The 22,503-nt window shown below is 69.1% G+C and carries 23 protein-coding genes; 8 read left to right on the forward strand and 15 right to left on the reverse strand.

Annotated features, from left to right (window positions below; translation table 11 throughout):
• The first annotated feature begins 9 nt into the window (after positions 1–9).
• Complete coding sequence (locus ABNF93_RS07500; RefSeq protein ID WP_349326980.1) at positions 10–1,134, forward strand: HAMP domain-containing sensor histidine kinase; 1,125 nt, start codon at positions 10–12, stop codon at positions 1,132–1,134.
• Here ABNF93_RS07500 and ABNF93_RS07505 read toward each other — a convergent pair.
• Complete coding sequence (locus ABNF93_RS07505) at positions 1,032–1,553, reverse strand: GtrA family protein (RefSeq protein ID WP_349326981.1); 522 nt, start codon at positions 1,551–1,553, stop codon at positions 1,032–1,034. The two genes, ABNF93_RS07500 and ABNF93_RS07505, sit on opposite strands and share 103 nt — an antisense overlap.
• A 142-nt stretch (positions 1,554–1,695) precedes the next feature.
• On the opposite strand from ABNF93_RS07505, the gene ABNF93_RS07510 reads away from it, so the two are divergent.
• Entirely contained in the window at positions 1,696–2,637 is a 942-nt protein-coding gene (locus ABNF93_RS07510; RefSeq protein ID WP_349326982.1) for an aminoglycoside phosphotransferase family protein, read from the forward strand.
• Positions 2,638–2,674: 37 nt separating this feature from the next.
• Here the strand turns inward: ABNF93_RS07510 and folE are convergent, their stop codons facing one another.
• Positions 2,675–3,268 carry a GTP cyclohydrolase I FolE gene (gene folE, locus ABNF93_RS07515; protein ID WP_349326983.1) on the reverse strand — a complete coding sequence of 198 codons (594 nt, stop codon included), beginning with the start codon at positions 3,266–3,268 and terminating at the stop codon, positions 2,675–2,677.
• 121 nt (positions 3,269–3,389) lie between these two features.
• Between folE and ABNF93_RS07520 the strand changes: the two genes are divergently transcribed.
• The 3 genes from ABNF93_RS07520 to purE are packed head-to-tail and all read left to right on the forward strand — an operon-like array spanning position 3,390 to position 5,842.
• Entirely contained in the window at positions 3,390–4,139 is a 750-nt protein-coding gene (locus tag ABNF93_RS07520; RefSeq protein WP_349326984.1) for a helix-turn-helix transcriptional regulator, read from the forward strand.
• A gap of 43 nt (positions 4,140–4,182) precedes the next feature.
• Positions 4,183–5,307, forward strand: coding sequence for a 5-(carboxyamino)imidazole ribonucleotide synthase (locus ABNF93_RS07525; RefSeq protein WP_502877560.1), 1,125 nt, complete (start codon positions 4,183–4,185; stop codon positions 5,305–5,307).
• A complete protein-coding gene (purE, locus tag ABNF93_RS07530) occupies positions 5,300–5,842 on the forward strand; it encodes a 5-(carboxyamino)imidazole ribonucleotide mutase (RefSeq protein ID WP_349326986.1) in 543 nt (180 codons plus the stop codon). Before ABNF93_RS07525 ends, purE begins: the two co-directional genes overlap by 8 nt.
• Here purE and ABNF93_RS07535 read toward each other — a convergent pair whose 3' ends face one another.
• From ABNF93_RS07535 to ABNF93_RS07545, 3 genes are all read right to left on the reverse strand, one after another.
• The gene (locus ABNF93_RS07535) at positions 5,843–6,268 is read right to left on the reverse strand and encodes a TIGR03667 family PPOX class F420-dependent oxidoreductase (RefSeq protein WP_349326987.1); all 426 of its coding nucleotides are present in this window, start codon (positions 6,266–6,268) and stop codon (positions 5,843–5,845) included.
• A gap of 46 nt (positions 6,269–6,314) precedes the next feature.
• Positions 6,315–6,737 carry a CoA-binding protein gene (locus tag ABNF93_RS07540; RefSeq protein ID WP_349326988.1) on the reverse strand — a complete coding sequence of 141 codons (423 nt, stop codon included), beginning with the start codon at positions 6,735–6,737 and terminating at the stop codon, positions 6,315–6,317.
• A 99-nt stretch (positions 6,738–6,836) separates the two neighbouring features.
• The gene (locus ABNF93_RS07545) at positions 6,837–8,159 is read right to left on the reverse strand and encodes a UDP-glucose dehydrogenase family protein (protein WP_349326989.1); all 1,323 of its coding nucleotides are present in this window, start codon (positions 8,157–8,159) and stop codon (positions 6,837–6,839) included.
• Between the two features lie 296 nt (positions 8,160–8,455).
• Here ABNF93_RS07545 and ABNF93_RS07550 point away from each other — a divergent pair, with 296 nt between their 5' ends.
• Complete coding sequence (locus ABNF93_RS07550; RefSeq protein WP_349326990.1) at positions 8,456–9,643, forward strand: acyl-CoA dehydrogenase family protein; 1,188 nt, start codon at positions 8,456–8,458, stop codon at positions 9,641–9,643.
• A gap of 241 nt (positions 9,644–9,884) precedes the next feature.
• Here the strand turns inward: ABNF93_RS07550 and ABNF93_RS07555 are convergent, their stop codons facing one another.
• Together ABNF93_RS07555 and ABNF93_RS07560 are read right to left on the reverse strand one after the other, a co-directional pair.
• Entirely contained in the window at positions 9,885–10,757 is an 873-nt protein-coding gene (locus ABNF93_RS07555) for a phosphotriesterase family protein (protein WP_349326991.1), read from the reverse strand.
• The gene (locus tag ABNF93_RS07560) at positions 10,754–12,496 is read right to left on the reverse strand and encodes an LCP family glycopolymer transferase (protein ID WP_349326992.1); all 1,743 of its coding nucleotides are present in this window, start codon (positions 12,494–12,496) and stop codon (positions 10,754–10,756) included. Before ABNF93_RS07560 ends, ABNF93_RS07555 begins: the two co-directional genes overlap by 4 nt.
• A 99-nt stretch (positions 12,497–12,595) precedes the next feature.
• Between ABNF93_RS07560 and ABNF93_RS07565 the strand changes: the two genes are divergently transcribed.
• The gene (locus ABNF93_RS07565) at positions 12,596–14,098 is read left to right on the forward strand and encodes an LCP family protein (protein ID WP_349326994.1); all 1,503 of its coding nucleotides are present in this window, start codon (positions 12,596–12,598) and stop codon (positions 14,096–14,098) included.
• A gap of 33 nt (positions 14,099–14,131) precedes the next feature.
• Positions 14,132–15,175: a glycosyltransferase family 2 protein gene (locus ABNF93_RS07570; protein ID WP_349326995.1), complete on the forward strand. Its 1,044-nt coding sequence runs from the start codon at positions 14,132–14,134 to the stop codon at positions 15,173–15,175.
• Between the two features lie 4 nt (positions 15,176–15,179).
• On the opposite strand, the gene ABNF93_RS07575 is transcribed toward ABNF93_RS07570, so the two are convergent.
• The 8 genes from ABNF93_RS07575 to ABNF93_RS07610 form a co-directional block, all read right to left on the reverse strand.
• Positions 15,180–15,914 carry an ABC transporter ATP-binding protein gene (locus ABNF93_RS07575; RefSeq protein ID WP_349326997.1) on the reverse strand — a complete coding sequence of 245 codons (735 nt, stop codon included), beginning with the start codon at positions 15,912–15,914 and terminating at the stop codon, positions 15,180–15,182.
• Positions 15,915–16,002: 88 nt separating this feature from the next.
• Positions 16,003–16,917 (reverse strand): ABC transporter permease, encoded by a 915-nt coding sequence (locus tag ABNF93_RS07580; protein WP_349326998.1) that lies wholly within the window; start codon positions 16,915–16,917, stop codon positions 16,003–16,005.
• Between the two features lie 74 nt (positions 16,918–16,991).
• The gene (locus ABNF93_RS07585; protein WP_349326999.1) at positions 16,992–17,855 is read right to left on the reverse strand and encodes an ABC transporter ATP-binding protein; all 864 of its coding nucleotides are present in this window, start codon (positions 17,853–17,855) and stop codon (positions 16,992–16,994) included.
• A gap of 147 nt (positions 17,856–18,002) precedes the next feature.
• Positions 18,003–18,842, reverse strand: coding sequence for an ABC transporter ATP-binding protein (locus ABNF93_RS07590; RefSeq protein ID WP_349327000.1), 840 nt, complete (start codon positions 18,840–18,842; stop codon positions 18,003–18,005).
• A complete protein-coding gene (locus ABNF93_RS07595) occupies positions 18,835–19,752 on the reverse strand; it encodes an ABC transporter permease (RefSeq protein WP_349327001.1) in 918 nt (305 codons plus the stop codon). Before ABNF93_RS07595 ends, ABNF93_RS07590 begins: the two co-directional genes overlap by 8 nt.
• Positions 19,749–20,615: a glycosyltransferase family 2 protein gene (locus ABNF93_RS07600; RefSeq protein ID WP_349327003.1), complete on the reverse strand. Its 867-nt coding sequence runs from the start codon at positions 20,613–20,615 to the stop codon at positions 19,749–19,751. Before ABNF93_RS07600 ends, ABNF93_RS07595 begins: the two co-directional genes overlap by 4 nt.
• Positions 20,612–21,379, reverse strand: a complete 768-nt coding sequence (locus tag ABNF93_RS07605) for a CDP-alcohol phosphatidyltransferase family protein (RefSeq protein WP_349327004.1) — start codon at positions 21,377–21,379, stop codon at positions 20,612–20,614. Before ABNF93_RS07605 ends, ABNF93_RS07600 begins: the two co-directional genes overlap by 4 nt.
• 18 nt (positions 21,380–21,397) lie before the next feature.
• Positions 21,398–22,477, reverse strand: a complete 1,080-nt coding sequence (locus ABNF93_RS07610; protein WP_349327005.1) for an iron-containing alcohol dehydrogenase family protein — start codon at positions 22,475–22,477, stop codon at positions 21,398–21,400.
• Between the last annotated feature and the right edge of the window lie 26 nt (positions 22,478–22,503).

The following is a 22,503-nucleotide window of genomic DNA, read 5'->3' on the forward strand; positions in this document are numbered from 1 at the left end:
CCGGACCTCATGCGTACCCGCCTCGTCGTCACCACGGTCGTGATCGCCCTCGTCACCGCGACCCTCTTCGCCCTGCCGATCCTCGTCTTCAGCTGGCACTACCTCGGCAGTGGGTGGACCGAACGCCTCGCACTGCTCGGCTTCGGCATGGTCGCGGTGCTGGTCGCCGTCGCGATCGGTGTCTGGCAGGCGCGCCGGCTGTCGCGGTCGCTCGTCGAACTCGCCGAAGCGGCCGAACGGCTGGGTTCAGGTGACCCGCGCGGTCACCGCCACCGTTACGGCCTGCCCGAGTTGGACCGGGTCGCCGACGCCCTCGACACGAGCGCCCGCCGGATCGCGGAGATGCTGGCGGCCGAGCGTCAACTGTCCCAGGATGCCTCGCACCAGTTGCGTTCGCCGCTCACGGCCCTGTCGATGCGCCTGGAGGAGATCCTCGCCACGAAGAACTCCGCCGTTGTGCGCGAGGAGGCGGCGATCGCCCTCGGCCAGGTCGAACGACTCTCGCATGTCGTCGACCGGTTGCTCTCCCAGAGCCGCGACTCCCACGTCGCCCGGCACACGCTGGTGGACGTCGACCAGGTCGTACGCCAACAGGTCGCCGAGTGGCGGCCCGCCTTCGACAGCGCGAACCGCCGGGTCGAGGTCACCGGCGACGACGGCCTCTCGGTCGCGGCGACGCCCGGCATGCTCGGCCACGTCCTCGCCACCCTGCTGGAGAACGCCCTGCATCACGGGGGAGGCACGGTCGTCGTACGCCGGCGTACGACCGGCAGCCCATCCGGCGGATCGGTCGGCAGTCAGCCCGGCGGCTCGGTCGTGGTCGAGGTGGCCGACGAAGGTCCAGGTGTACCCGCTGAGCTCGGCCAGCGGATCTTCGAACGCGCCGTGAGCGGGCGCAGCGGCACCGGGCTCGGACTCGCCCTGGCCCGCGACCTCGCCGAGGCAGGCGGCGGTCGCCTCGAGCTGATCTCGCGCCGCCCTGCCGTGTTCGCCGTCTTCGTGCCGGGCGAGAAGAGTACGGAAGCTCCAGCTCAGGCCGCGGTGGACACCCGGTCGTCCGGATCGGGATCGGAGGCCGGCGGTGGAGCGGGCGTGGCTCCGGCAAGGGCTGCCCGGAAGACGAAGCGGCGGTAGGACCAGAACCTCGCGAGCGTGCCGAGTCCGATGCCGACCAGGTTGGCGACCGTGTTCGACACCGGGTCGTGGAGAGCGAGTACGTAATTGACGAACGCGAGAATCGCCAGGTTGATCGCCAGCGCGGCGAGGTTCAGCACGAAGAAGAGGGTGTACTCGCCGATGACCTTCCGGCGTTCGGTGTGTCGCCAGGTCCAGTGCCGGTTTCCGAGATAGGCGACGACCGTCGCGAGGACGACGGAGATGGTGCGCGCCGTCAGCGGCTTCTCGTGGAGGATGCCGTCGCCGTCGATCCCGTAGCGCAGCAGGCTGAACCCGCCCATGTCCACGACGAACGCGACCGCACCGACGATGCCGAACTTCGCCACCTCATGGGCGAGGTGGCGCATCCGGCGAGCGAGCCGGTGCAGGAGCGACACGAGGCGACCTCGAGAGGTGGGGTGGGCTGGCCAGGCTTGTCAGGCCCCGAGCCAGGTGGGCGGGCAAGACCGCCGAGCCTACCGGCCGGACGTTCCCGACCCGCCTCACCCCGGCCCCGGCCGCCATGTGAGTATCCAGCTCGTGGCGGAGCGCGCGATCGAGGTCCAGGATGTGGTCCGGCGCAAGGCGGCCCACCTCGGCGAGCCGGGTGAACGGTGGCTGACGGAGTTGCCGGAGCTCATCGCCCACCTCGAACGACGGTGGGGAATCACCGTGGGTCCGGCGCTTGCCGGCGGGACCGCGTCGTACGTCGCGCGGGTGCGCACCGCAGACGACCGCGCCGCCGTGCTCAAGCTCGCCGTCCCCGAGCACGACGTCACCAGCCAGGTTCGGACGATCGAGGATGCGGCGGGCAGGGGCTACGTTGAACTCCTCGCCCACGATGTCGACCGTCACGCGATGCTGCTGGAGGCCCTCGGTCCGTCCATGGACCAGTCCGACCTGCCACCGGAACGCCAGATCGAGACGCTGTGCGCGACGCTGCGCCAGGCGTGGAAGGCGCGAAAGCCGCCCGGCCTCACGGTCACGCCGGCCGAGGAGAAGGCGCGCGGGCTCGCCGGCCTCGTCGAGCGGTTGTGGGAACGCCTCGACCGCCCTTGTCCGGAACGCGTCGTGGCGCGCGCACTGGAGTACGCCGAGCGACGCGCCGCCGCGTTCGATCTCGACCGGTGTGTGGTCGTCCACGGTGATCCTCATCCCGCCAACGCCCTACGGGTGCTGGCGGATCGGGCCGGGGCGGAGTCGGGGTTCGTCTTCGTGGACCCGGACGGGTTCCTCGCCGACCCGGCGTACGACCTCGGTGTCGTCCTTCGGGACTGGTGCCCGCAACTGCTCGCGGCGGATGACGCGCCCCGCCTCGCTCGCCGCTACTGCCGGCATCTCTCCGCCGCCACCGGGGTCGACGAGACCGCGATCTGGGAGTGGGGCTTCCTCGAACGCGTGTCGACGGGCCTTTACACGCTCAACTTCGGTGCCGAGGAACTCTCCCGCCCCTTCCTCGACACGGCCGAACTGTTGGCTTGATTGGCTTGATGCCGCCGGCGCCCGTGCCCGGTGCGTTCTAGCTCTGGTGCGTACCAGCCAGCGCGAGGAACTCGCTGCGGGAGCGGTTGTCGTCACGCAGGACGCCCAGCAGGGTCGAGGTGATGGTCTTCGAGCCGACCGCCTGAACGCCGCGTAACGTCATGCACAGGTGTTCGGCCTCGATGACGACGCCGACGCCCTTGGGCGAGAGTTCGGTCGCCAGCCAGTCGGCGACCTGCTTGGTCAGGCGTTCCTGCACCTGCGCGCCATGGGCGAAGAGCTCGACCACGCGGGCAAGTTTCGACAGCCCGAGGATGCGGTCGCCGGGAAGGTAGCCGACGTGCGCGACCCCGACGAACGGCAGCAGGTGGTGTTCGCAGACCGACTTGATCGGGATGTCGCGGGCCAGCACCAACTCGTCGTACCCCTCGTCGTTCGGGAACGTCGTGAGGTCGAACTCGCGCGGGGTGAGGAGCTCGGCATAGGCGCGGGCCATCCGGCGCGGCGTGTCACGGACTCCTTCGGAGTCCAGCGGCATGCCGAGCGCTTCGAGGAACGCCCGGGCCGCCCGCTCGGCGGCGTCGATGTCACGTCCGGTGTTTTCGCGGACGACTCGCAATGGCGCTGTCACGGCGATCCCTACGCAACTCTCGGTGGGTGGTGGTGGTCGTGGTTGGTGGTGGTGGCCGGGGTCCATCGTGCCCTGGCGAGGGAAGAATTTCAACAATGACTGTTGGTGATAATCTGCTGACATGGCCGGCCCCGATGACCGTACGTGGCTCGCCGTGGCGACGTTGGTCGACCACGGCCGGCGCGCTCTCTATGACTACGTCCGCGGCCAGGACCATCCGGTGACCCGCGACGAGGCGGCCGGCGCCACGTCGATGTCGCACAACCTGGTCGCCTTCCACCTCGACAAGCTGGTGGACGCCGGGCTGCTGCGGGCACGGTACGAAGCGCCCGCCGGGCAGCCGCGCGGCCGGGGACGGGCACCCAAGGTGTACGAAGCCACCAGCCAGGGTGTCGCGCTCACGATCCCCGAACGCAGGTACGCGCTGGTCGGCGAGATCCTCGCCACCGCCGTCGCGGAGGCTCCCAAGGACGCTCGGACGGCTGCGCTGCAGGGTGCGTACGAACGCGGGGAACAACTCGGGAGCCTCGTTCGCGGGCAGACCCTCGAACGCGGCCCAGCCGACGGACCGCTGGAGCAGGTCGTCGCGTTGCTCGCCGAGCTGGGCTTCGAGCCGGCCCTCACTCCGGCGGAGGATTCCGACTCGCCCGGCCGCCTTTCCGTCCGCAACTGCCCGTTCCACGCACTCGCGCAGTGCCAACCGGAGCTGGTCTGCAGCCTCAATGTCGCGTTCGTCCGTGGTCTGCTCTCCGGGTTGGGGACCAGCGGCCTCGTCGTCGATCTCGCACCCCGTCCTGGGCACTGCTGCGTCGAGGTCCGCGGGGAGTGTCGCGCTGAGCCGGCGGCAACCCGTGGGCATCGCATGGGTTAGCCTCCGGTGCGTGTCCAAGCTCGTCGGCGTACCCACGGTCGGCATGATCGGGGGCGGGCAGCTCGCCCGCATGACCCACCAGGCGGGAATCGCCCTGGGTGTCAACTTCCGCTTGCTCGCCGAAGGCCCGGATGTCTCCGCGGCCCAGGTCGTCCGCGATGTGCAGGTAGGTGACTATCGCGACCTCCGGACCCTTCGGACGTTCGTCGCGGGGTGTGACGTGGTGACGTTCGACCACGAGCACGTGCCGACCGAGCACCTGCATCGGCTCGAAGCGGACGGCGTCGTGTGCCGGCCCGGGCCGGACGCCCTCGTCCACGCCCAAGACAAGGGCGCGATGCGCGACCGTCTCACCGCGCTCGGCCTACCGTGCCCGCGCTACCGCGCGGTCAGGAACGAGGACGACCTCGACGTGGTGGCCAAGGCCCTCGGCGGCTGGCCGGTGGTCCTCAAGACCGCGCGTGGAGGGTACGACGGCAAGGGTGTGTGGGTGATCGACAACGCCTACGCCGGCGACATCGGAGAGATCTTCGCCGCCGGTCAGCCCATGATCGCCGAAGAGCGGGTCGACTTCGCCAGGGAGCTGTCCGCCGTGGTGGCCAGGTCGCCGTCCGGACAGGCCATCGCGTACCCCATCGTCGAATCTGTCCAACGCGGCGGCGTTTGCTACGAGGTGATCGCCCCCGCGCCCGGACTGCCGGAGGACCGTGCAGTCGAGGCGCAGCGCATCGCGCTCCGGATCGCCGGTGAGCTGGGTGTCGTGGGGATCCTCGCGGTGGAGCTGTTCGAGACCCGCGACGGCCGCATCCTCGTCAACGAACTGGCGATGCGCCCCCACAACACCGGGCACTGGAGTATCGACGGCGCGGTCACCAGCCAGTTCGAGAACCACCTGCGCGCCATCCTCGACCTGCCGCTCGGCTCGCCGCGGCCGCGGGCACCGTGGACCATGATGGTCAACATCCTGGGCGGTCCGTACGCCGACATGCACAAGGGTTTCCTGCACTGCCAGGCACGCGATCCCGACCTGCGCATCCACCTGTACGGCAAGGAGGTCCGGCCTGGGCGCAAGGTCGGGCACGTCACCGCCTACGGCGCCGACCTCGACGACGTCCGCGCACGTGCCCGGCACGCCGCGGCCTACCTCACGGGAGAGATCGATGAGTGACGGTACGACCGGACCAGCGGAGTCTGCCGTCGTCGGCATCGCGATGGGCTCGGACTCCGACTGGCCGACGATGCAGGCTGCGGCGAAGGTCCTGGACGAGTTCGACGTGGCGTACGAAGTACGCGTCGTCTCGGCACACCGGATGGCGAAGGCGATGCTCGACTACGGCGAGACCGCGGCGTCGCGGGGGCTCCAGGTCCTCATTGCCGGCGCCGGTGGCGCCGCCGCTCTTCCCGGCATGCTGGCGAGCGTGACGCCGCTTCCGGTGATCGGCGTACCCGTGGCACTCCAGCATCTCGACGGCCTCGACTCGCTGCTGTCGATCGTGCAGATGCCGGCCGGGGTCCCGGTCGCGACCGTGGCGGTCGGCAACGCCCGCAACGCCGGCCTGCTCGCGGTTCGGATCCTGGGAGCGGGCGATGTCGCCCTGCGCGACCGGATGGCCGGTTTCCAGGCCGACCTCGAATCCCAGGCCCGGGCCAAGGGCGACGCGCTCGCCGCCAAGCGGGTGAGGCGCGTCGGATTCGGCAGCTGATCAGGTCCAGCCGCGAAGCTTCTCCGGTGTGATGCGGATGGTGACGGAGTAGGTGTCGGCGAACTCGTCGTACGTCACGCCGAGGCGTTCGAGGTGGTCGGCGTACTTCGGCACGAACGCCTCCCGCTCGGCGTCGCTGGGACCGGCCGGGTCGATGCGCGCCGTACCGTTCACGATCACGATGTTGCCGCCCTGACCGTCGCTGTCCAGGTGGAGCGCGACGCGCGGGTTGGCGGCGATGTTGCTCAGCTTCGGCTTGTCCGGCTGGCTGGACAGGACGAGCTCCCGGCCGTTCCAGAGGAACCAGACCGGTGTCGGATGAGGCATACCGTCCGGGCTCACCGTGACGAGCCAGGCCAGCGTGTCGTGATCGAGGCGCTTCTCGACGTGGGAGCCGAACTCGGTCGACGTGTCAAGAGTCAGCATGGTGGTTCCCCCCTGGATATGTGGCTGGTCGCCCGCGCCGTTCGGGTCACTCGCGTCCGAAGTGGCGCGGCCATTCGATTGCCGGGCACCGATCCATCACCATCGCGAGGCCGGCGTCGGTCGTCTCGGCGAACGCGTCGGGATCGACCACGCCGAGCTGGAACCACACCGCTTTCGCCCCCGCCTCGACGGCCTCCTTCGCGATCGGGCCGGCGAGTTCGGAACGTACGAAGACGTCGACACAGTCGATCCCGAACGGTACGTCGGCAAGGCTTGCGTACCCCTGCTCGCCGTGGACGGTCGGCGCCGACGGATGGATGGGTACGATCCGCTTCCCGCGTTCCTGAAGGAACCTCGCCACGGAGTACGCGGCCCGGTCGGTGTTGGTCGAAAGCCCCACCACCGCCCAGGTCTGGCATCCGGTAAGGATCCGGCGGATAACGTCAGGGTCGCCCCAGGATCGGCTCATGTTCTCGATCCTGCGTCCAGCTCCGGTCTTGTGCCAACAATCCGCGACCTTGTTCTACCCTCGCCTCGGCGGCGGGCCCCTGTGGGCGGCGGCGAGACCCTAGGGGCGGCCGAGGCCGCGGTAGGTCCAGCCGGCCCCTCGCCAGGTCTCCCGGTCGAGGCAGTTCTGCCCGTCGAGGACCTTCTTGTCGGCGACGACCTGCGACAACACCGCCGGGTCGAGCTCGCGGAACTCCTGCCACGCGGTGAGGTGCAGGACCAGGTGCGCGCCGCGGCACGCCTCCATCACCGAACTCGCGTAGCGCAACGTCGGGAACGACCGGCGCGCGTTGTCCATCGCCTTCGGGTCGTAGACGCTGACCAGCGCGCCGTGCAGGTGGATCCGGCCGGCGACGTTCAGCGCGGGGGAGTCACGGATGTCGTCGGTGTTGGCCTTGAAAGCAGCGCCGAGCACGGCGACCTTCTTGCCGATCCACTGGTTGTCGAGGATCTCCGCGGCGACGTCGACGACCTTCTGCCGCCGCCGTAGGTTGATCGCGTCGACCTCCCGCAGGAACGTCAACGCCTCCTCGGCACCCAGCTCACCCGCGCGGGCCATGAACGCCCGCAGGTCCTTGGGCAGGCAGCCTCCGCCGTAACCGAGGCCGGCGTCGAGGAACTTCCGCCCGATCCGGTCGTCGTAGCCGAGCGCGTCGGCGAGCACCGTGACGTCGCCGCCGGAGACGTCGCACAGCTCGGCCATCGTGTTGATGTAGGAGATCTTGGTCGCGAGGAACGCGTTCGCCGCCGCCTTGACCAGCTCGGCCGTGGCGTAGTCGGACACCACTACCGGGGTCCCCGCCTCGATCTGTGCCGCGAAGACGTCACGCAGCATCTTCTCCGTCCGCTCGGTACGTACGCCGAAGACCAGACGGTTGGGCCGAAGCGTGTCCTCGACGGCAAGTCCCTCGCGGGTGAACTCCGGGCTGAAGGCCAGCTCCACATCCCCTTGGTCGCCCACCAGGCCCGCGACCCCCTCGGCGAGGCGTCCGGTCGTCCCCACCGGCACCGTGGACTTGATCACGATGAGCGCCGACCGAGTGAGCCGCGGCACCAGGTCGCTGAGGATGACCCGATCGACATAGGACATGTCGGCGGCGTACTCGCCGTCTCGCTGCGGAGTGCCGACGCAGACGAAGTGGACGTCGCCGAACTCCGCCGCTTCGTCGAAGGAGGTGGTGAAGCGCAGCCGGCCAGACTCCACGTGCTTGCGCAGCAGCGGCTCGAGCTCGGGCTCGAAGAACGGCACCTGTCCTTCTGACAGGGCAGCGACTTTGGCCGGGTCGACATCGACACCCAGCACCTCGAAGCCCAGCTCGGCCAGACACGCCGCGTGGGTCGCGCCGAGGTAACCGGTACCGAGGACGGTGATGCGGTAGGTCACGGGCTCAAGCCTCCAGCAGGTCCGCGGACGCGATGCGATCGTCAGGGCAGCGGCCGCGCTCTCGAATGGCGGTGCAAGGGGCACATGTGGGGCGTTGGCCCCGCCGACCGGCAGGCTACCGCACGAGCGCGTCAAGCGTCCCGCTGCTCGGCGTGATCGGTTGGTGGCGCTGTGGTGACAACTCGGTAACGTGCGCGCGACCATGGGATGGCCGACGGCCGGCACAACGCCGACCACGCAAGTTACCTCGAAGTAGTATTCGGCAGAACGCGGACGTCCCATCAGGAGGTAGTCCCGTGAACGACACCCCACTGTTCGCCGTCACCCCGGAGCACGAGGCGATCCGCGAAGCCTGCCGGGCGTTGTGCCGAGACAAGGTTGCTCCGCACGCAGCCGAGGTCGACCGGGAGGCGGCCTTTCCGGCGGCTGCCTACGACGCGCTACGGGCCGCTGACTTCCACGCCCCGCACATCCCCGAGGCCTACGACGGAGCCGGCGCCGACGCTCTCGCCACCGCCATCGTCATCGAGGAAGTGGCGGCGGCCTGCGCTTCCAGCTCGCTCATCCCGGCGGTCAACAAGCTCGGCACGATGCCGTTGCTGCTGGCCGGCTCCGAGCCGCTCAAGCGGCGCTACCTCCCGCCGGTGGCCCGGGGCGACGCCATGTTCTCGTACTGCCTGTCCGAGCCCGACGCCGGAAGCGACGCCGGCGCGATGAAGACCCGCGCCCGTCGGGACGGGGACGGCTGGGTGTTGAACGGCGTCAAACGTTGGATCACCGGCGCCGGAGTGTCGGACTACTACACGGTGTTCGCCGTCACCGATCCGCCGGCGGGGGATTCGAGCGGTGGTACGACGTCCGCGGAGGCGACGCGCGCACCGATCTCCGTGTTCGTCGTCGAGAAGTCCGACCCCGGGGTGAGCTTCGGCGCCCCGGAGAAGAAGCTCGGCATCAAGGGCTCACCGACCTGTGAGGTCTACTTCGACGACGTTCGTCTCCCCGCGGACCGTCTCATCGGCACCGAGGGGGAGGGCTTCAGGCTCGCGCTGCGTACCCTCGACCACACGCGGGTGACGATCGCCGCGCAGGCCATCGGCATCGCGCAGGGATCCCTCGACTACGCGATCGGCTACGTGAAGGAACGCCGGCAGTTCGGCCGCCCCGTCGCCGACTTCCAGGGCGTGCAGTTCATGCTCGCCGACATGGCCATGAAGCTCGAGGCCGCCCGGCAGCTCACCTACGCCGCCGCCGCCCGCAGTGAGCGCTCCGACACGGACCTGGCGTACTTCGGCGCCGCCGCCAAGTGCTTCGCCTCCGACGTCGCGATGGAGGTCACGACAGACGCCGTACAGCTGCTCGGCGGATACGGCTACGTCCAGGACTATCCCGTCGAACGCATGATGCGCGACGCCAAGATCACCCAGATCTACGAGGGTACGAACCAGATCCAGCGCGTCGTCCTCGCCCGCCACCTGCTGAAGTGACTGCGCATGTCGGGCGCTGACGCGATCGACGCCTTGAAGACATAGGCCGGGCCCGTTGCCTTCCGCGGTGGCACGGGGGGACCACCGGCAAGGATCAACGGGCCCGACAGGGTGGGTAACGCTCGACGGCGATCAACGGTTACTTCGGCGACCGCTCATGGACACGTATTCGCGTTACCGTTGCGTGACCTCTTTGCCGACCGTTAGAGAGGCCGGTCGCCACGCCGATGGCGCGGCCGACTCACGCGCCGAACGCGGCGGTCGGGTTGTCGACCAGCAGCTGGCGGTGCCAGGAACGGTCGAGGAGCGGCAGCAGGTCGGTGTGCAGGAACGTGTAGCCGAGGAACTCCCCGCCACCCTCCTCGCCGACGTGGTACCACCCGCTGTCGTTGGCGACGAGCGTGCGGCCCAACAGACCGGCCGCCGCCATCCGTTCGACGCAGCGGCGCTGCCACTCGACGGCACCAGGCCGTAGGCCGTCGAACTCCACCCACGCGCCTGCCCGCGCGACGCGCTCGTGGAACTCCGGGTTCTGCTCGGCCTGCGCGTGCACCCAGACAAAGCGTTCGGCCGGTACGCCGACCTCGGCGAACAGCTCCAGCTGCTGCACCGCCGCGACACCGGCCGTCGTGTGTGACGCCACGGTGAGTCCGGTCTCGCGCGAGGCCAGTGCCGCCGCGCGGACCAGGGTCCGGTCGAGGTCCTCGAGCGCTCCGTCGCGGACCGCCGTCTTGATGAACCGCGGCCGCATTCCGGCGATCCCGTCCCGATGCTCGGCCACGAACCGCGCCGCCAGCTGCTCCGCGGTGAGTTCTCGTGCGTAGGACGGAACTCCCACCCGGTCGGCCGCGCCGTAGACACCGGTGTTCGTCCAGATGTCGATCCCGCTCGCGTCGGCGAGCCGGGCGAGCAGCGCGGGGTCGCGACCGAGATGGTTCGGCGTGCACTCCAGCAGTCGCCGGCAGCCGAGGGAGTACGCCTCGGCGAGCTTGGGCAGCGCGAGCCCGAACACCTCGTCGGCGTCGTAGCTGCCGGGACTCACCACTCCGCCGAAGTCGACGAGGACGTGTTCGTGGGCGAGCACCGCGTCAGGGACGACGATCGGCTCACTCAATTCCCCTCCTCCGACTTCGGCACCTTGGGGATCAGACTTGGTGGGATGATCGCGTCTTCCTTCAGTGCGTTGAACAACGCGAGAGCCTTCTCCGTGTCCCACTTCACCGCGCTGCCGACCCGTGTGCTGAGTCCCGGGTCGGCGATAGGCACCGTGAGTGTGGTCCCCTTGCCGGACGACACCGCCCGCATCGCGAGCGCGAACCGCGCCAGGTCGAAGACCCCTGTCGAGTCGCCGACGGTGAGGGCGTCGCCGTAGGCCATGCCGACGCGCGTGTAGCGGACCGGGTTGAAGATGGTCGAGGCGGTGAGGGTCTCCTTCATCACCGCGGACATGAACTGCCGCTGTCGTTCGACCCGACCGAGGTCGCCGAGCGGGTCGAAGTAGCGGGCACGGACGTAGCCGAGCGCGTTCGGTCCGTCGAGCTCCTGGCATCCCTTCGGCAGGTCGATGTGCGCCTTCTCGTCCTTGACCGCCTTGGGCAGGCACATCTCCACGCCGCCCAGCCCGTCGACCACACTGACGAAGCCGCCGAACCCGATCTCGACGTATCCGTCGACCCGCAGTCCGGTGACATCCTCCACGGTCTGGGCGAGGAGCTTCGGCCCGCCGAAGCTGAACGCGGCATTGATCTTGTTCCGGCCATGGCCCGGGATGGGGACGTAGGAGTCGCGGGGGAGCGAGACCAGCGTCGGGGGCGCAGTGGTGTTGGGCACGTGCAGCACCATGATGGTGTCCGTGCGCCGGCCGCCGGCACTCCCGGTGCCCAGTCGGTTCTTCTCCTCCGGCGTGAGACCTTCCCTGCTGTCGGAGCCGACGATGAGGTAGTTGGTGCCGGAGCCGTCCTCTGCCCGCTCGTCGGTCGGTTCGAACGCCACCTTGTCGACCCGTCCCCAGGCGAGGACAGGTACACCGACGAGGATCAGGACGTACGCCAGGATGATCAACAGGATGACGCGGAACGGACCGATCCGCCGCCTGCGTCGCGGGATCCGGGTGAGTCGTGGTCCATCCGACCCAGGTCCGCCCGGCGGCCGCAGCGGCGAACGTCCCGGAGGCGGCTCGTTGTAGTCCTCTGACAGCTCGTCGTAGGGAGACCTTCGGCGGGCGCCGTAACCACCCTGGCTGTAGCCGCCCTGCGGGCTCGCCTGGCCGTAGCCGTCCTGGCCGTAGCCGCGTTGGTCGTAGCCACCCTGGCCGTAGCCCTGCTGGTCATAGCCGGCGCGCTGGTCGTAACCCCCCTGACCGTAGCCACCCTCGCCGTAGCCCTGCTGGTCGTAACCCTGCTGGTCGTAACCCTGTTGGCCGTAGCCGGCGCGCTGGTCGTAACCCCCCTGGCCGTAGCTGTCCTGCCCGTAGGGGTCCTGGCCATAGCCCTGTTGGCCGTAGCCCTGGCCGTAACCATGCTGGCCGTAGGCGTCCTGACTGTAGCCCTGCTGACCAGAGCCGGACTGACCGTAGCCCTGCTGACCGTAGCCGGGCTGGTCGTACGCACCCTGGCCGTACCCACCCCGGTCGTACGCACCGGACTGGCCCTGCGGGTAACCACCCTGGTTTTCCCCGGCCGGGCGTGGGGCGGGCTGCGTCTGGTCGTACGGGGACGCGCTGGAACGCGGTGGGCGGGTACGACGTCCTGTCGCGCTCGGACGTCCGGACTCGTCGTAGAGCCAGTCGTACCGTGGGCTCTGTCCCGGTTCGCCGGATTCGTCGGGTTCTGGGTGATAGCCGCGGTTCGGCATGAGGGGCACGGTACCGGCTGAACGTCGAAGTAGCACGATCGGTGACAGGTCGACATGGAGCGGCGTGGCGATTCTGGCCGTCGTATCCCGTGTGTTGGTATGACCAGTGGCCGACAGCAACACATGGGGGAGCGACGCCGGATCATGGTCGAACGTGGGGAGGGCCGGCACTTCCGGCGTGCGGTGACGCTGCTGCTGATGACCCTGGTGGTCCCCGGCTCGGCGCAACTCGTCGCCGGCAACAGACAGGTGGGACGGATCGCCCTGCGCGTCGCGGCCGGTGCCGTCGCGGTGGGCGCGCTGCTGGCGTTCATCGGCCTCGTGTCGCCACGCGCTCTCGTCTCGATCCTTGCCGATCCCGGACTTCTGCGCGTCCTCCAGCTCCTGCTGGTCGGGCTGGCGCTCGGCTGGCTCGGGCTGTTCCTGGACGCCTGGCGGCTCGGCGGGCCACTGGGCCTGCCGCAGAAGCAGCGCCTGACGTCGACGGTCATGACGCTCGGCCTGTCCGTCCTCGCGGTGAGCCTCGTACTCACCTCGTCGCACTACGTCGCGGTGGCGCGCCAGTCCCTCAAGGGCGTGTTCGCGGGGACCAAGGTGGTGGATCCGTACGCCGGCCGCTACAACGTCCTGCTGCTCGGAGCGGACGCCGACGCCGACCGGGTGGGCCTGCGTCCCGACAGCATCACGCTGGCCTCCATCGACGAGAAGAGCGGCCGGACGACGCTGTTCAGCTTCCCCCGCAACCTGCAACGGGTGCCGTTCCCGCGCGGCACCGTCATGCACAAGGCGTTCCCGAACGGTTTCAGCTGTGGGAACGAGTGCCTGCTCAATGCCATCTACATGTGGGCGACCGAGCACAAGTCGTTGTTCGGCAACCAGGTGGCGGACCCGGGCATCGAGGCGATGAAGGACGCCGTACGCGGGATCACCGGCCTCGACGTCAACTACTACGCGCTCATCGACCTCAAGGGCTTCCAGGAACTCGTCGACGCGGTGGGTGGAGTGACCATCGACGTCAAGCGGGACGTGCCGATCACCGGCCCGGGCGGCGAGCTCCGCGCCACGATCAAGGCCGGGCCGCAGCGACTCGATGGTTACCACGCCCTGTGGTACGCACGGTCGCGCAGCGACTCGAGCGACTATGACCGGATGGCCCGGCAACGGTGTGTGATGGCGGCGATGCTGCACCAACTGGAGCCAGGAAACGTCCTGTTGAAGTTCCGGGAGATCGCGCGGGCAGGTGAGCAGATCGTGTCGACCGACATCCCGGCGAGCGAGCTCGACACCATGACCGGGCTGGCGATGAAGGCGAAGCGGGCGAAGATCACGTCCGTGCAGTTCGTCCCGCCGCTCATCATGACCGCCCGACCTGACTACCCGCTGATCAGGCGTACGATCCGGGCCGCGATCGACGAGTCGAAGGACCGCGGAGAGTCGCAGAGCTCGGCCCGGTCATCGTCACCCAAGGCATCGGCCGCGACCGACGGCGCCGGGAGCCCTGCGTCGTCGGACGGGCGGCGGGACGACGCCGCGACGCCTGGCCCGAGCAGGACACCGAGCTCCCACGTCGATGACCTCGATCAGGTGTGCACGGCCGGATAGGAGCGGCCCGCGGCGATCGGTAGGTTGTAGCCCGTGAGCCGCGAACCCGACGACTCCGGCGCCGACTGGCCACCGGTCTCGGTCATCATGCCGGTCCGCAACGAGGAGCGGCACCTTCGAGCGGCGGTCGGCCAGGTCCTCACCCAGGACTATCCGGGCGCGGTGGAACTCGTGGTCGCGGTCGGCCCGTCGGAGGACCGGACCGAGGAGATCGCCCGCGAGATCGACGCCGCCGATGACCGGGTTCGGGTGATCGCCAACCCGGCCGGCATCACGCCCAGCGGGCTCAACGTCGCCATCAAGGAGGCGGCGTACGACGTGATCGTGCGGGTCGACGGGCACGGCATCCTGTCGGCGGGTTATCTCAGGCGTGCGGTCGAGGTGCTCCGGGCGACCGGTGCGGACAACGTCGGTGGCGTGATGGCGGCCGAGGGCGAGACGCCGTTCGAGCGGGCGGCGGCGCGGGCCTACACCAGCCCGCTCGGGCTGGGTGGAGGGCGGTTTCACGTCGGTGGCGAGCCGGGGCCGGTCGACTCGGTCTACCTCGGTGTCTTCCGGCGCGAGACGCTCGAGAAGCTCGGCGGCTTCGACGAGACGTTCGTCCGCGCCCAGGACTGGGAGCTCAACTTCCGCATCCGGGCCGGCGGTGGCACGGTCTGGTTCACCCCTGAGCTCCAGGTGACCTACCGGCCGCGACCTGACCTTCGGGCGCTGGCCCGGCAGTTCTACCTCACCGGCCGCTGGCGCCGGGTGATCGGCCGACTGCACCCGGGTACGTTCAACATCCGCTACCTCGCCGCGCCGACCGCGGTCGTCGGATGCGCCGTCGGCATCGTCGCCGGCCTATTGGGGTTGCTCGCCGGGATCCCGCTGCTGGTGGCGGCGTTGGTGATGCCGGCGGGCTACCTGCTGTGCGTACTGGCCGGATCCGTCCTGGCGGGACGCGGCCTTGACTCGCGGGCGAAGCTCTGGTTGCCGGTCGTGGTGACCACCATGCACATGAGCTGGGGGCTGGGTTTCCTCCTGAGCCCTCGCTCCCTCGCCCCCCGCGGCTCGGGGGCGGCTCGCACTCCCTGACGCCTCATTTGCTGGTGGCGTTGTTGTAGGCCTTGGTGACGGTTTCTGCGTCGTCGTCCATTTTGATGGTGCCTTTGTCGAGCCAGATGGCGCGGGTGCAGGTTTTGGTGATGGTGTCGAGGCTGTGGCTGACGAGGAAGACGGTGCCGGCTTCGTCGCGGAGTTCGCGGATGCGTTGTTCGCTGCGGCGGCGGAATTCTGCGTCGCCGGTGGCGAGGGCTTCGTCGATGAGGAGGACGTCGTGGGATTTGACGGCGGCGATGGCGAAGCGGAGGCGTTGGGACATGCCGGAGGAGTAGGTGCGCATGGGGAGGTCGATGAAGTCTTCGAGGCCGGAGAATTCGACGATGTCGTCGTAGCGGGCTTTTGCTTGGGTGGGGGTGAGTCCCATGGCGAGGCAGCCGAGGAGGATGTTGCGTTCGCCGGTGAGGTCGTTCATGAGGGCGGCGTTGACGCCGAGGAGGGTGGGTTGGCCGTCGGTGTAGACGGCTCCTCGGGTGGCGGGGAGGAGGCCGGCGACGGCTTTGAGGAGGGTGGATTTTCCGGAGCCGTTGCGGCCGATGAGGCCGATGGATTCGCCGCGGTGGGCGGTGAAGGAGACGCCGCGGACGGCGTGGACTTCGCGTTGTGCGGGTGATTTTTCTCGGCGGAGGAGGCGTGTGAAGGCGGCGGGGGCGTTGCCGCGGCCGGCGGTGGCGCCGAGGACGCGGTAGATGATGTGCAGGTCATCCACGATCACCGTCGGCGCCGGATCGTGCAGGTCGGTCAGGCTGCCCGTTCCTGCGAGACCGTCAGGGTCGGTGAGGCCGGCGCTGTGGCCCGGGTCGTCAGCCACGGCCGTACCGCTCCTCCCCGGCCCAGAAGTACATGATGCCGGCGCAGAACGCGACGACCGCCCAGCCGGCCGCGAGCACCCAGGCCAGCTGCGGGGCGGAGTGGGTGTCGATGAGCGCGTCGCGGACCAGCTCGATGTAGATCGCACCCGGGTTGGCCTGCATGATGTCGCGCAACGGTCCCGCCGGAATGCGGTCGGGGATGACGAAGAAGACCCCTGACATGTAGAGCCAGGTACGCGTGATGAACGGCAGCAGCTGGCTGATGTCAGGCAGTCTCGACCCGACCCGCGCGATGAACAGGCTCAGGCCGAGGTTGAAGACCGTCTGCAGCGCCAGGGCCGGAATGGCGAGCAGCCAGGCGAACGTCAACGGCTCGCCGGTCGCCAGCACGATGATGCACAGCACGACCATCGAGACCAGCAGCTGCTGAAGCTCCACGATGGTGAAGGCCAGCGGCAGCGCCGCCCGCGGGAAGTGCAGCGCACGGATCAGCGCAAGGTTTCCTGAGATCGACCGTGCGCCCGAGGTCACCGACCGCTGCGTGAACGTGAAGACGAACACACCAGTCACCAGGAACGCGACGAAGTTCTCGACGCTCTTCGCGGTCTGGAAGAGGATTCCGAAGATCAGGAAGTAGACGGCGGCATTCATCAGCGGCGTCAACACCTGCCACAGCTGCCCCAGCGTGGAGCTGGAGTACTGCGAGACCGTCCGCGAGGTCGCGAATGCCGTGATGAAGTGCCGGCGTTGCCACAGCTGGGCGAGGTAGGCGCCGAACGACGGTCGGGCCGAGCTCGGCGAGAGACCGTGGCGCTCGGCCAGCTCCGCCGCCGGGGCTGGGCTGGTGATCGTGGTCACAGGCAGCCCCGGTCGCGCGCCGATCTCATGGCGACGAGAGTACGACATGCAAGGTGGCCTACCCGGTTAGCCGGGCGCGGCGAACACGGTCCGTTTCGAGGGTGCATGTCGGATGAGGCGGGTCACCTGCTGGTGGCGTTGTTGTAGGCCTTGGTGACGGTTTCTGCGTCGTCGTCCATTTTGATGGTGCCTTTGTCGAGCCAGATGGCGCGGGTGCAGGTTTTGGTGATGGTGTCGAGGCTGTGGCTGACGAGGAAGACGGTGCCGGCTTCGTCGCGGAGTTCGCGGATGCGTTGTTCGCTGCGGCGGCGGAATTCTGCGTCGCCGGTGGCGAGGGCTTCGTCGATGAGGAGGACGTCGTGGGATTTGACGGCGGCGATGGCGAAGCGGAGGCGTTGGGACATGCCGGAGGAGTAGGTGCGCATGGGGAGGTCGATGAAGTCTTCGAGGCCGGAGAATTCGACGATGTCGTCGTAGCGGGCTTTTGCTTGGGTGGGGGTGAGTCCCATGGCGAGGCAGCCGAGGAGGATGTTGCGTTCGCCGGTGAGGTCGTTCATGAGGGCGGCGTTGACGCCGAGGAGGGTGGGTTGGCCGTCGGTGTAGACGGCTCCTCGGGTGGCGGGGAGGAGGCCGGCGACGGCTTTGAGGAGGGTGGATTTTCCGGAGCCGTTGCGGCCGATGAGGCCGATGGATTCGCCGCGGTGGGCGGTGAAGGAGACGCCGCGGACGGCGTGGACTTCGCGTTGTGCGGGTGATTTTTCTCGGCGGAGGAGGCGTGTGAAGGCGGCGGGGGCGTTGCCGCGGCCGGCGGTGGCGCCGAGGACGCGGTAGATGATGTGCAGGTCATCCACGATCACCGTCGGCCGCCTGACCTCGCCGCTGTCACCAGGACGTACACCGGCCGGGCCGACGCCGCCGCCTGCGGCGACGGCGGCGCTGCCGGCGATCTCGCGGCGATCGGCGTTGGTGACGAACTGCTCGGCCACGACCATCTTTCTCCTCGGCTTCCGCACCGGCGCAGCTGGAACGAAGGCCGCGCAGATGGCGATGATGACGCAGCCAGCGCCTCAGTTACCACGTAGCGGCGGGCGTGTCGGCAGGCGCCGTCCCGGTGCGTCGTGTGACGCCCCGGTTCAGCGGGCTCTCGGAGCTCTTCCGACGGCCTTCCCCAGGGTCTTCTCGGCTACTGCCTCTTGGTAGGCCTCCACGACCGATGCGGCATCGCCGTCCTGCTGGATCTTGCCGCGGTCCAGCCAGATCGCGCGGTTGCAGGTGGCTACGACTGTCTTGAGGCTGTGACTGACCAGGAAGATCGTGCCGGCCTCATCACGCAGCTGTTCGATCCGTTCCTGACTGCGCCGCCGGAAGTCGGCGTCGCCGGTGGCAAGGGCCTCGTCGATGAGCAGGACGTCGTGCGACTTGGCTGCGGCGATGGCGAACCGTAACCGTGAGGCCATGCCCGCCGAGTACGTCCGCATGGGCAGGTCGATGAACTCGCCGAGACCGGAGAACTCCACGATGTCGTCGTACTTCTCCTTGGCCTCGGCCGGTGTCATGCCCATGGCCAGGCAGCCGAGCACGACGTTGCGTTCGCCGGTGAGGGAGTTCAGCAGCGCGGCATTGACGCCGAGCAGGGACGGTTGGGCGCTGGTGTAGACCGCGCCCTGTGTCGGTGGCAGCAGACCGGCGATCGCCCGCAGCAGCGTGGACTTGCCGGAGCCGTTCCGCCCGATCAGGCCGATCGACTCACCCTCGTAGGCGGTGAACGAAACGCCGCGGATCGCCTTCACCTCGCGCAGGGCCGGCGAGTTCGCCCGCGTCAGCACCCGCTTGAGCGCCTTGGTGGCGCTCCCCTTGCCGGAGGTGCTGCCGTACACCCGGTAGGTGATGTGCAGGTCATGGGCGACGATCGTGGGCACCCGCTTGGGGGCCTCGATCGTCGTCTGGTCGTCTCGCACCATCTGCTCAGCCACGCCCGTACTTCTCCTCGGCACCCCAGAAATACACGAACCCCGCGCCGAACAGCACCAACGCCCAGACCGCGGCGAGCAGCCAGGTGAACTGCCCGAACCACGCGTCGTGGGTCTGCATCAGCAAGGATCGGACCAGCTCGATGTAGACGGCAGCAGGGTTGGCCATGACGACGTCGATCGCCCATTCCGGGACCCTGCCTTCCAGCCGTGGACCCAGGGGAAAGATCACGCCGGAGGAGTACAACCAGACCCGGAGCGCGAACGGCAGCAGCTGCTGGATGTCGGTGACGGCAGCGCCGACCCGCGCCATGATGAAAGCGAGCCCGATGTTGAACACCGTTTGCAGGAACAGCGCGGGAACGAGGAGCAGCCAGAGCCAGGTGATCGGCTCCGGCGCCGTCATGGGTTCGTCGCCGACCAGGTTGACCGGCGTGACCAGGACGATCGTGACCAGGACAAGCATCGAGAACATCAGCTGACGGAGCTCGATCAGTGTCGACGACAGCGGGAGGGACGCGCGCGGGAAGTGCAGCGCGCGGATGAGCGAGAGGTTGCCCGAGATCGAGCGGGCGCCGGAGGTCACCGAGCTCGTGCTGTAGTTCATCACGAAGACTCCGGTGACCAGGAAAGCCAGATAGTTGGGGATGCCGCGGTCCACCCGCAGCACGAGCCCGAAGATCAGCAGGTAGACGCCGGCGTTGAACAGCGGCGTCAGCACGTGCCAGAGTCCGCCCAGCATCGACTGGGAATACTTCGTGACCGACCGGGACGTGGCGTAGACCCGGATGAAGTGCCGGCGCTCCCAGAGCTGCTTGACGTAGGTCAACAGCGGCGGCCGTGCCGAACTCGCCTTCAAGCCGTAGCTTTCGGCCAGTGCGACCGGAGACTCCGGAGGTGGGACCAGCGTCATACCAGAGGTGGCCTTCCTAGACGGGTCATTCGCCAGACGGTACGCCAGGCGATCGGTTTGCGACGGCCGCACGGCTGCCGGACACCCTCGACCAGACCGCCGCACCAGGCCCTCAGCCCAGTGAGACTACGCGTACGACCGAAGGTGAGGAGAATCCAGGTCGCCAGGTAGACCACCGCGACCGGGAGCGGAAGGTTGCGTTTGGCCAACCACACGCGGTTGCGGGCATTGAACCGGAAGTACGTCGGATGCCGGGTCGGCGAGGTCGCCGGATGGGCGAGGACGCAGTGCGTGTCGTAGCGGATCCGCCAGCCGGCATCGAGCGCCCGCCAGGCGAAGTCGGTCTCCTCGTGGGCGTAGAAGAACGCCGCCGGGAAGACACCCACCTCGTCGAAGACCCGCCGGTGGATCGCGGACGCGCCGCCGAGGAACGTCGTGACCTCCGACGGCGCGAGGGGATCGCCGACCCGGATCCGCGGGACGTGCCGGCGGGCAATCACACCGCTCTCGGGGTCGGTGATGCAGAACGACACGATGCCCAGCCTGGGATCGTTGGTGAAGAGCTCGCGCAGCCGCTCGGCCGTGTCCGGGGCCGGGAGCCAACCGTCGTCGTCGACGAACATGAGGACGTCGGCGTTGGCCGCCTGCACGCCGGCGTTGCGACCGCCCGGGATACCGGCGTTGGTCGGGAGCTCGACCACCTGGACGCCGCCCGGTACCTTCGGCGCCTCGACGCCGTTGGCGACGACGATGATCTCGATCGGGTCGCCGATCTGGTCCTGCACGCTGTGGATCGCGCGCTGGAGTTCGTCGGGGCGGTCACCCATCGTGAGGAACACGCAGGCAAGCCGCGGTGGGCTCATCCGAGTCGCCTCGAGACCAGCACGCTGACCAGGTGCAGCACCACCTGGACGGCGGCGACGACGGCGACCGTCACGGTGAGCACCTGGGTGGCGACGAGGCTGTCGGTGAGCGCGTCGACGACGGCCGCCAGCACGATGATCAGGGACAGCTCGATGGCCAGGATGATCCGGTAGAACTTCATCACCAGCGCGACCCGTCGCAGGCTCGCCAGCCGTGGGCTGCGCGGCTCGGCAGCGTCCTCGGTCACCGCAGGCAGGCCGGACTGCACCCGCGCGATGTCGACCAGGTCCGTCTCGGACTTGATCAGCACGGCACCGAGAGCGGCCGCCAGGCCCAGCACGGCGTAGCCGTTCGCCTCCAGCTCGGCCGCCCGGAAGCCGAGGCCGACGAGCAGGGCGGCCTCACAGAGGTAGTGGCCCACCCGGTCGAGGTACTTGCCGGTGACGCTGGTCTTGCCGGTCCACCGGGCGAGCTCGCCGTCGCTGCAGTCGAGCAGGAGGTAGAGCTGGACGAGCACCGCGGCGAGGAGCGCGCCGGGAAGGCCGGGCAGGAGCACGGCAAAACCGGCCGCAATGCCGGCGACGATCATCAGCCCGGTGAGCTGGTTCGGAGCGAACCCCCAGGCGGCGAACAGCCGGGTGGCGTACGGCGAGATCCTGCGCATGTACAGCCGACCGGCCCAGTGCTCGCCACTGCGCCTCTCGAGCAGGCCGGGCGGCTGGGTCTTGGTCCGCAGCTCAGCGATGGACGGCAGGGAAGTCATGAGTCGCTTCTGCTCTCCTCATTCCGGCTGGGCGGGTCCGGCGGCGGCGTAGTCGTGGACGGCTGCCATCACCGCGTCCTTGTCCAGGTCGCGGTGCTCCAGGATGGTGAAACGACCGGGGCGGGTGTCGGGTGCCCGCACCACGGCGGCGGCGAACTCCTCCAGCGAGAAGCCCAGCTCGTCCGGTCCGACCGGTAGATCGTGGCGGGCGAGACACTCCGCGATCAGGGCACCCCTGGCGCGGCTCGCGGGATCCTCCCACAGCGTCGACGCGAACGCCGCACCGACACCTACCTGCTCGCCGTGGTAGCACGCCCGGTCGGGATAGAGCAGATCGATCGCGTGGGAGATCTCGTGGCAGGCGCCACTGCTCGGGCGCGACGTGCCGGCGACGACCATCGCCAGTCCGGACAGGACGAGACCCTCGGCGAGCACCCGCAGGAAGTCGTCGTCGGCGATCGTGCCCGGATGGTGGACGACCGCCTCGGCCGCGGTGCGGGCCAGCGTCACCGCCAGCCCGTCGATCGGCTCGCCGCGCAGATCGTGGGAAAGCTCCCAGTCGGCGATCGCGGACAGGTTGGACGCCACTTCACCGACGCCGGCGCGCACCGAACGCACCGGTGCCTGGCGTACGACGTCGAGGTCGACCACCACCGCGATCGGCGCCGGCACACCGTAGGAGCCGCGGCCCGCGTCGTTGTCGAGGGTGCTCACCGGCGAGGCGATCCCGTCATGGGCGAGGTTGGTGGCGACGGCGACCATCGGCAGGCCGAGCCGGGCGGCGGCGTACTTCGTCACGTCGATCATCCGACCGCCGCCAATGCCGACGATCGCGTCGTAGGACCGGGTGCGGGCCCGGGTCGCGAGGTCGAGGGCCGCGTCGACCGTGCCGCCGTCGACGGTGTAGAAGTCGGCCTCGACCAGGTGGGTGCGAAGGTCCTCGGCGATGCGGGCGCCTGAGCGCGGACCGACCGCGACCGCGACCCGCCCGGCGGTGGAGATCCGCTGGTCGGCGAGGAGCTCACCGAGGTCGGCGATGGCACCACGGCGTACGTCGATCACCACCGGCGTGGTGATCATCCGCGCTAGCAGCGGCACTCTGGCTCCGTCATCCCCGTGCTCGT

This window comes from Actinopolymorpha sp. B9G3, from assembly GCF_040120725.1.
Classification (GTDB): domain Bacteria; phylum Actinomycetota; class Actinomycetes; order Propionibacteriales; family Actinopolymorphaceae; genus Thermasporomyces.

Coding starts and splice junctions, on each gene's coding strand:
- purE (WP_349326986.1), top strand. CDS start 5,300: ATGAGTGACGGTACGACCGGACCAGCGGAGTCTGCCGTCGTCGGCATC.
- ABNF93_RS07520 (WP_349326984.1), top strand. CDS start 3,390: ATGGCCGGCCCCGATGACCGTACGTGGCTCGCCGTGGCGACGTTGGTC.
- ABNF93_RS07560 (WP_349326992.1), bottom strand. CDS start 12,496: ATGCCGAACCGCGGCTATCACCCAGAACCCGACGAATCCGGCGAACCG.
- ABNF93_RS07605 (WP_349327004.1), bottom strand. CDS start 21,379: ATGACTTCCCTGCCGTCCATCGCTGAGCTGCGGACCAAGACCCAGCCG.
- ABNF93_RS07580 (WP_349326998.1), bottom strand. CDS start 16,917: ATGTCGTACTCTCGTCGCCATGAGATCGGCGCGCGACCGGGGCTGCCT.
- ABNF93_RS07600 (WP_349327003.1), bottom strand. CDS start 20,615: ATGAGCCCACCGCGGCTTGCCTGCGTGTTCCTCACGATGGGTGACCGC.
- ABNF93_RS07525 (WP_502877560.1), top strand. CDS start 4,183: ATGATCGGGGGCGGGCAGCTCGCCCGCATGACCCACCAGGCGGGAATC.
- ABNF93_RS07565 (WP_349326994.1), top strand. CDS start 12,596: ATGACCAGTGGCCGACAGCAACACATGGGGGAGCGACGCCGGATCATG.
- ABNF93_RS07540 (WP_349326988.1), bottom strand. CDS start 6,737: ATGAGCCGATCCTGGGGCGACCCTGACGTTATCCGCCGGATCCTTACC.
- ABNF93_RS07500 (WP_349326980.1), top strand. CDS start 10: ATGCGTACCCGCCTCGTCGTCACCACGGTCGTGATCGCCCTCGTCACC.
- ABNF93_RS07595 (WP_349327001.1), bottom strand. CDS start 19,752: ATGACGCTGGTCCCACCTCCGGAGTCTCCGGTCGCACTGGCCGAAAGC.
- ABNF93_RS07535 (WP_349326987.1), bottom strand. CDS start 6,268: ATGCTGACTCTTGACACGTCGACCGAGTTCGGCTCCCACGTCGAGAAG.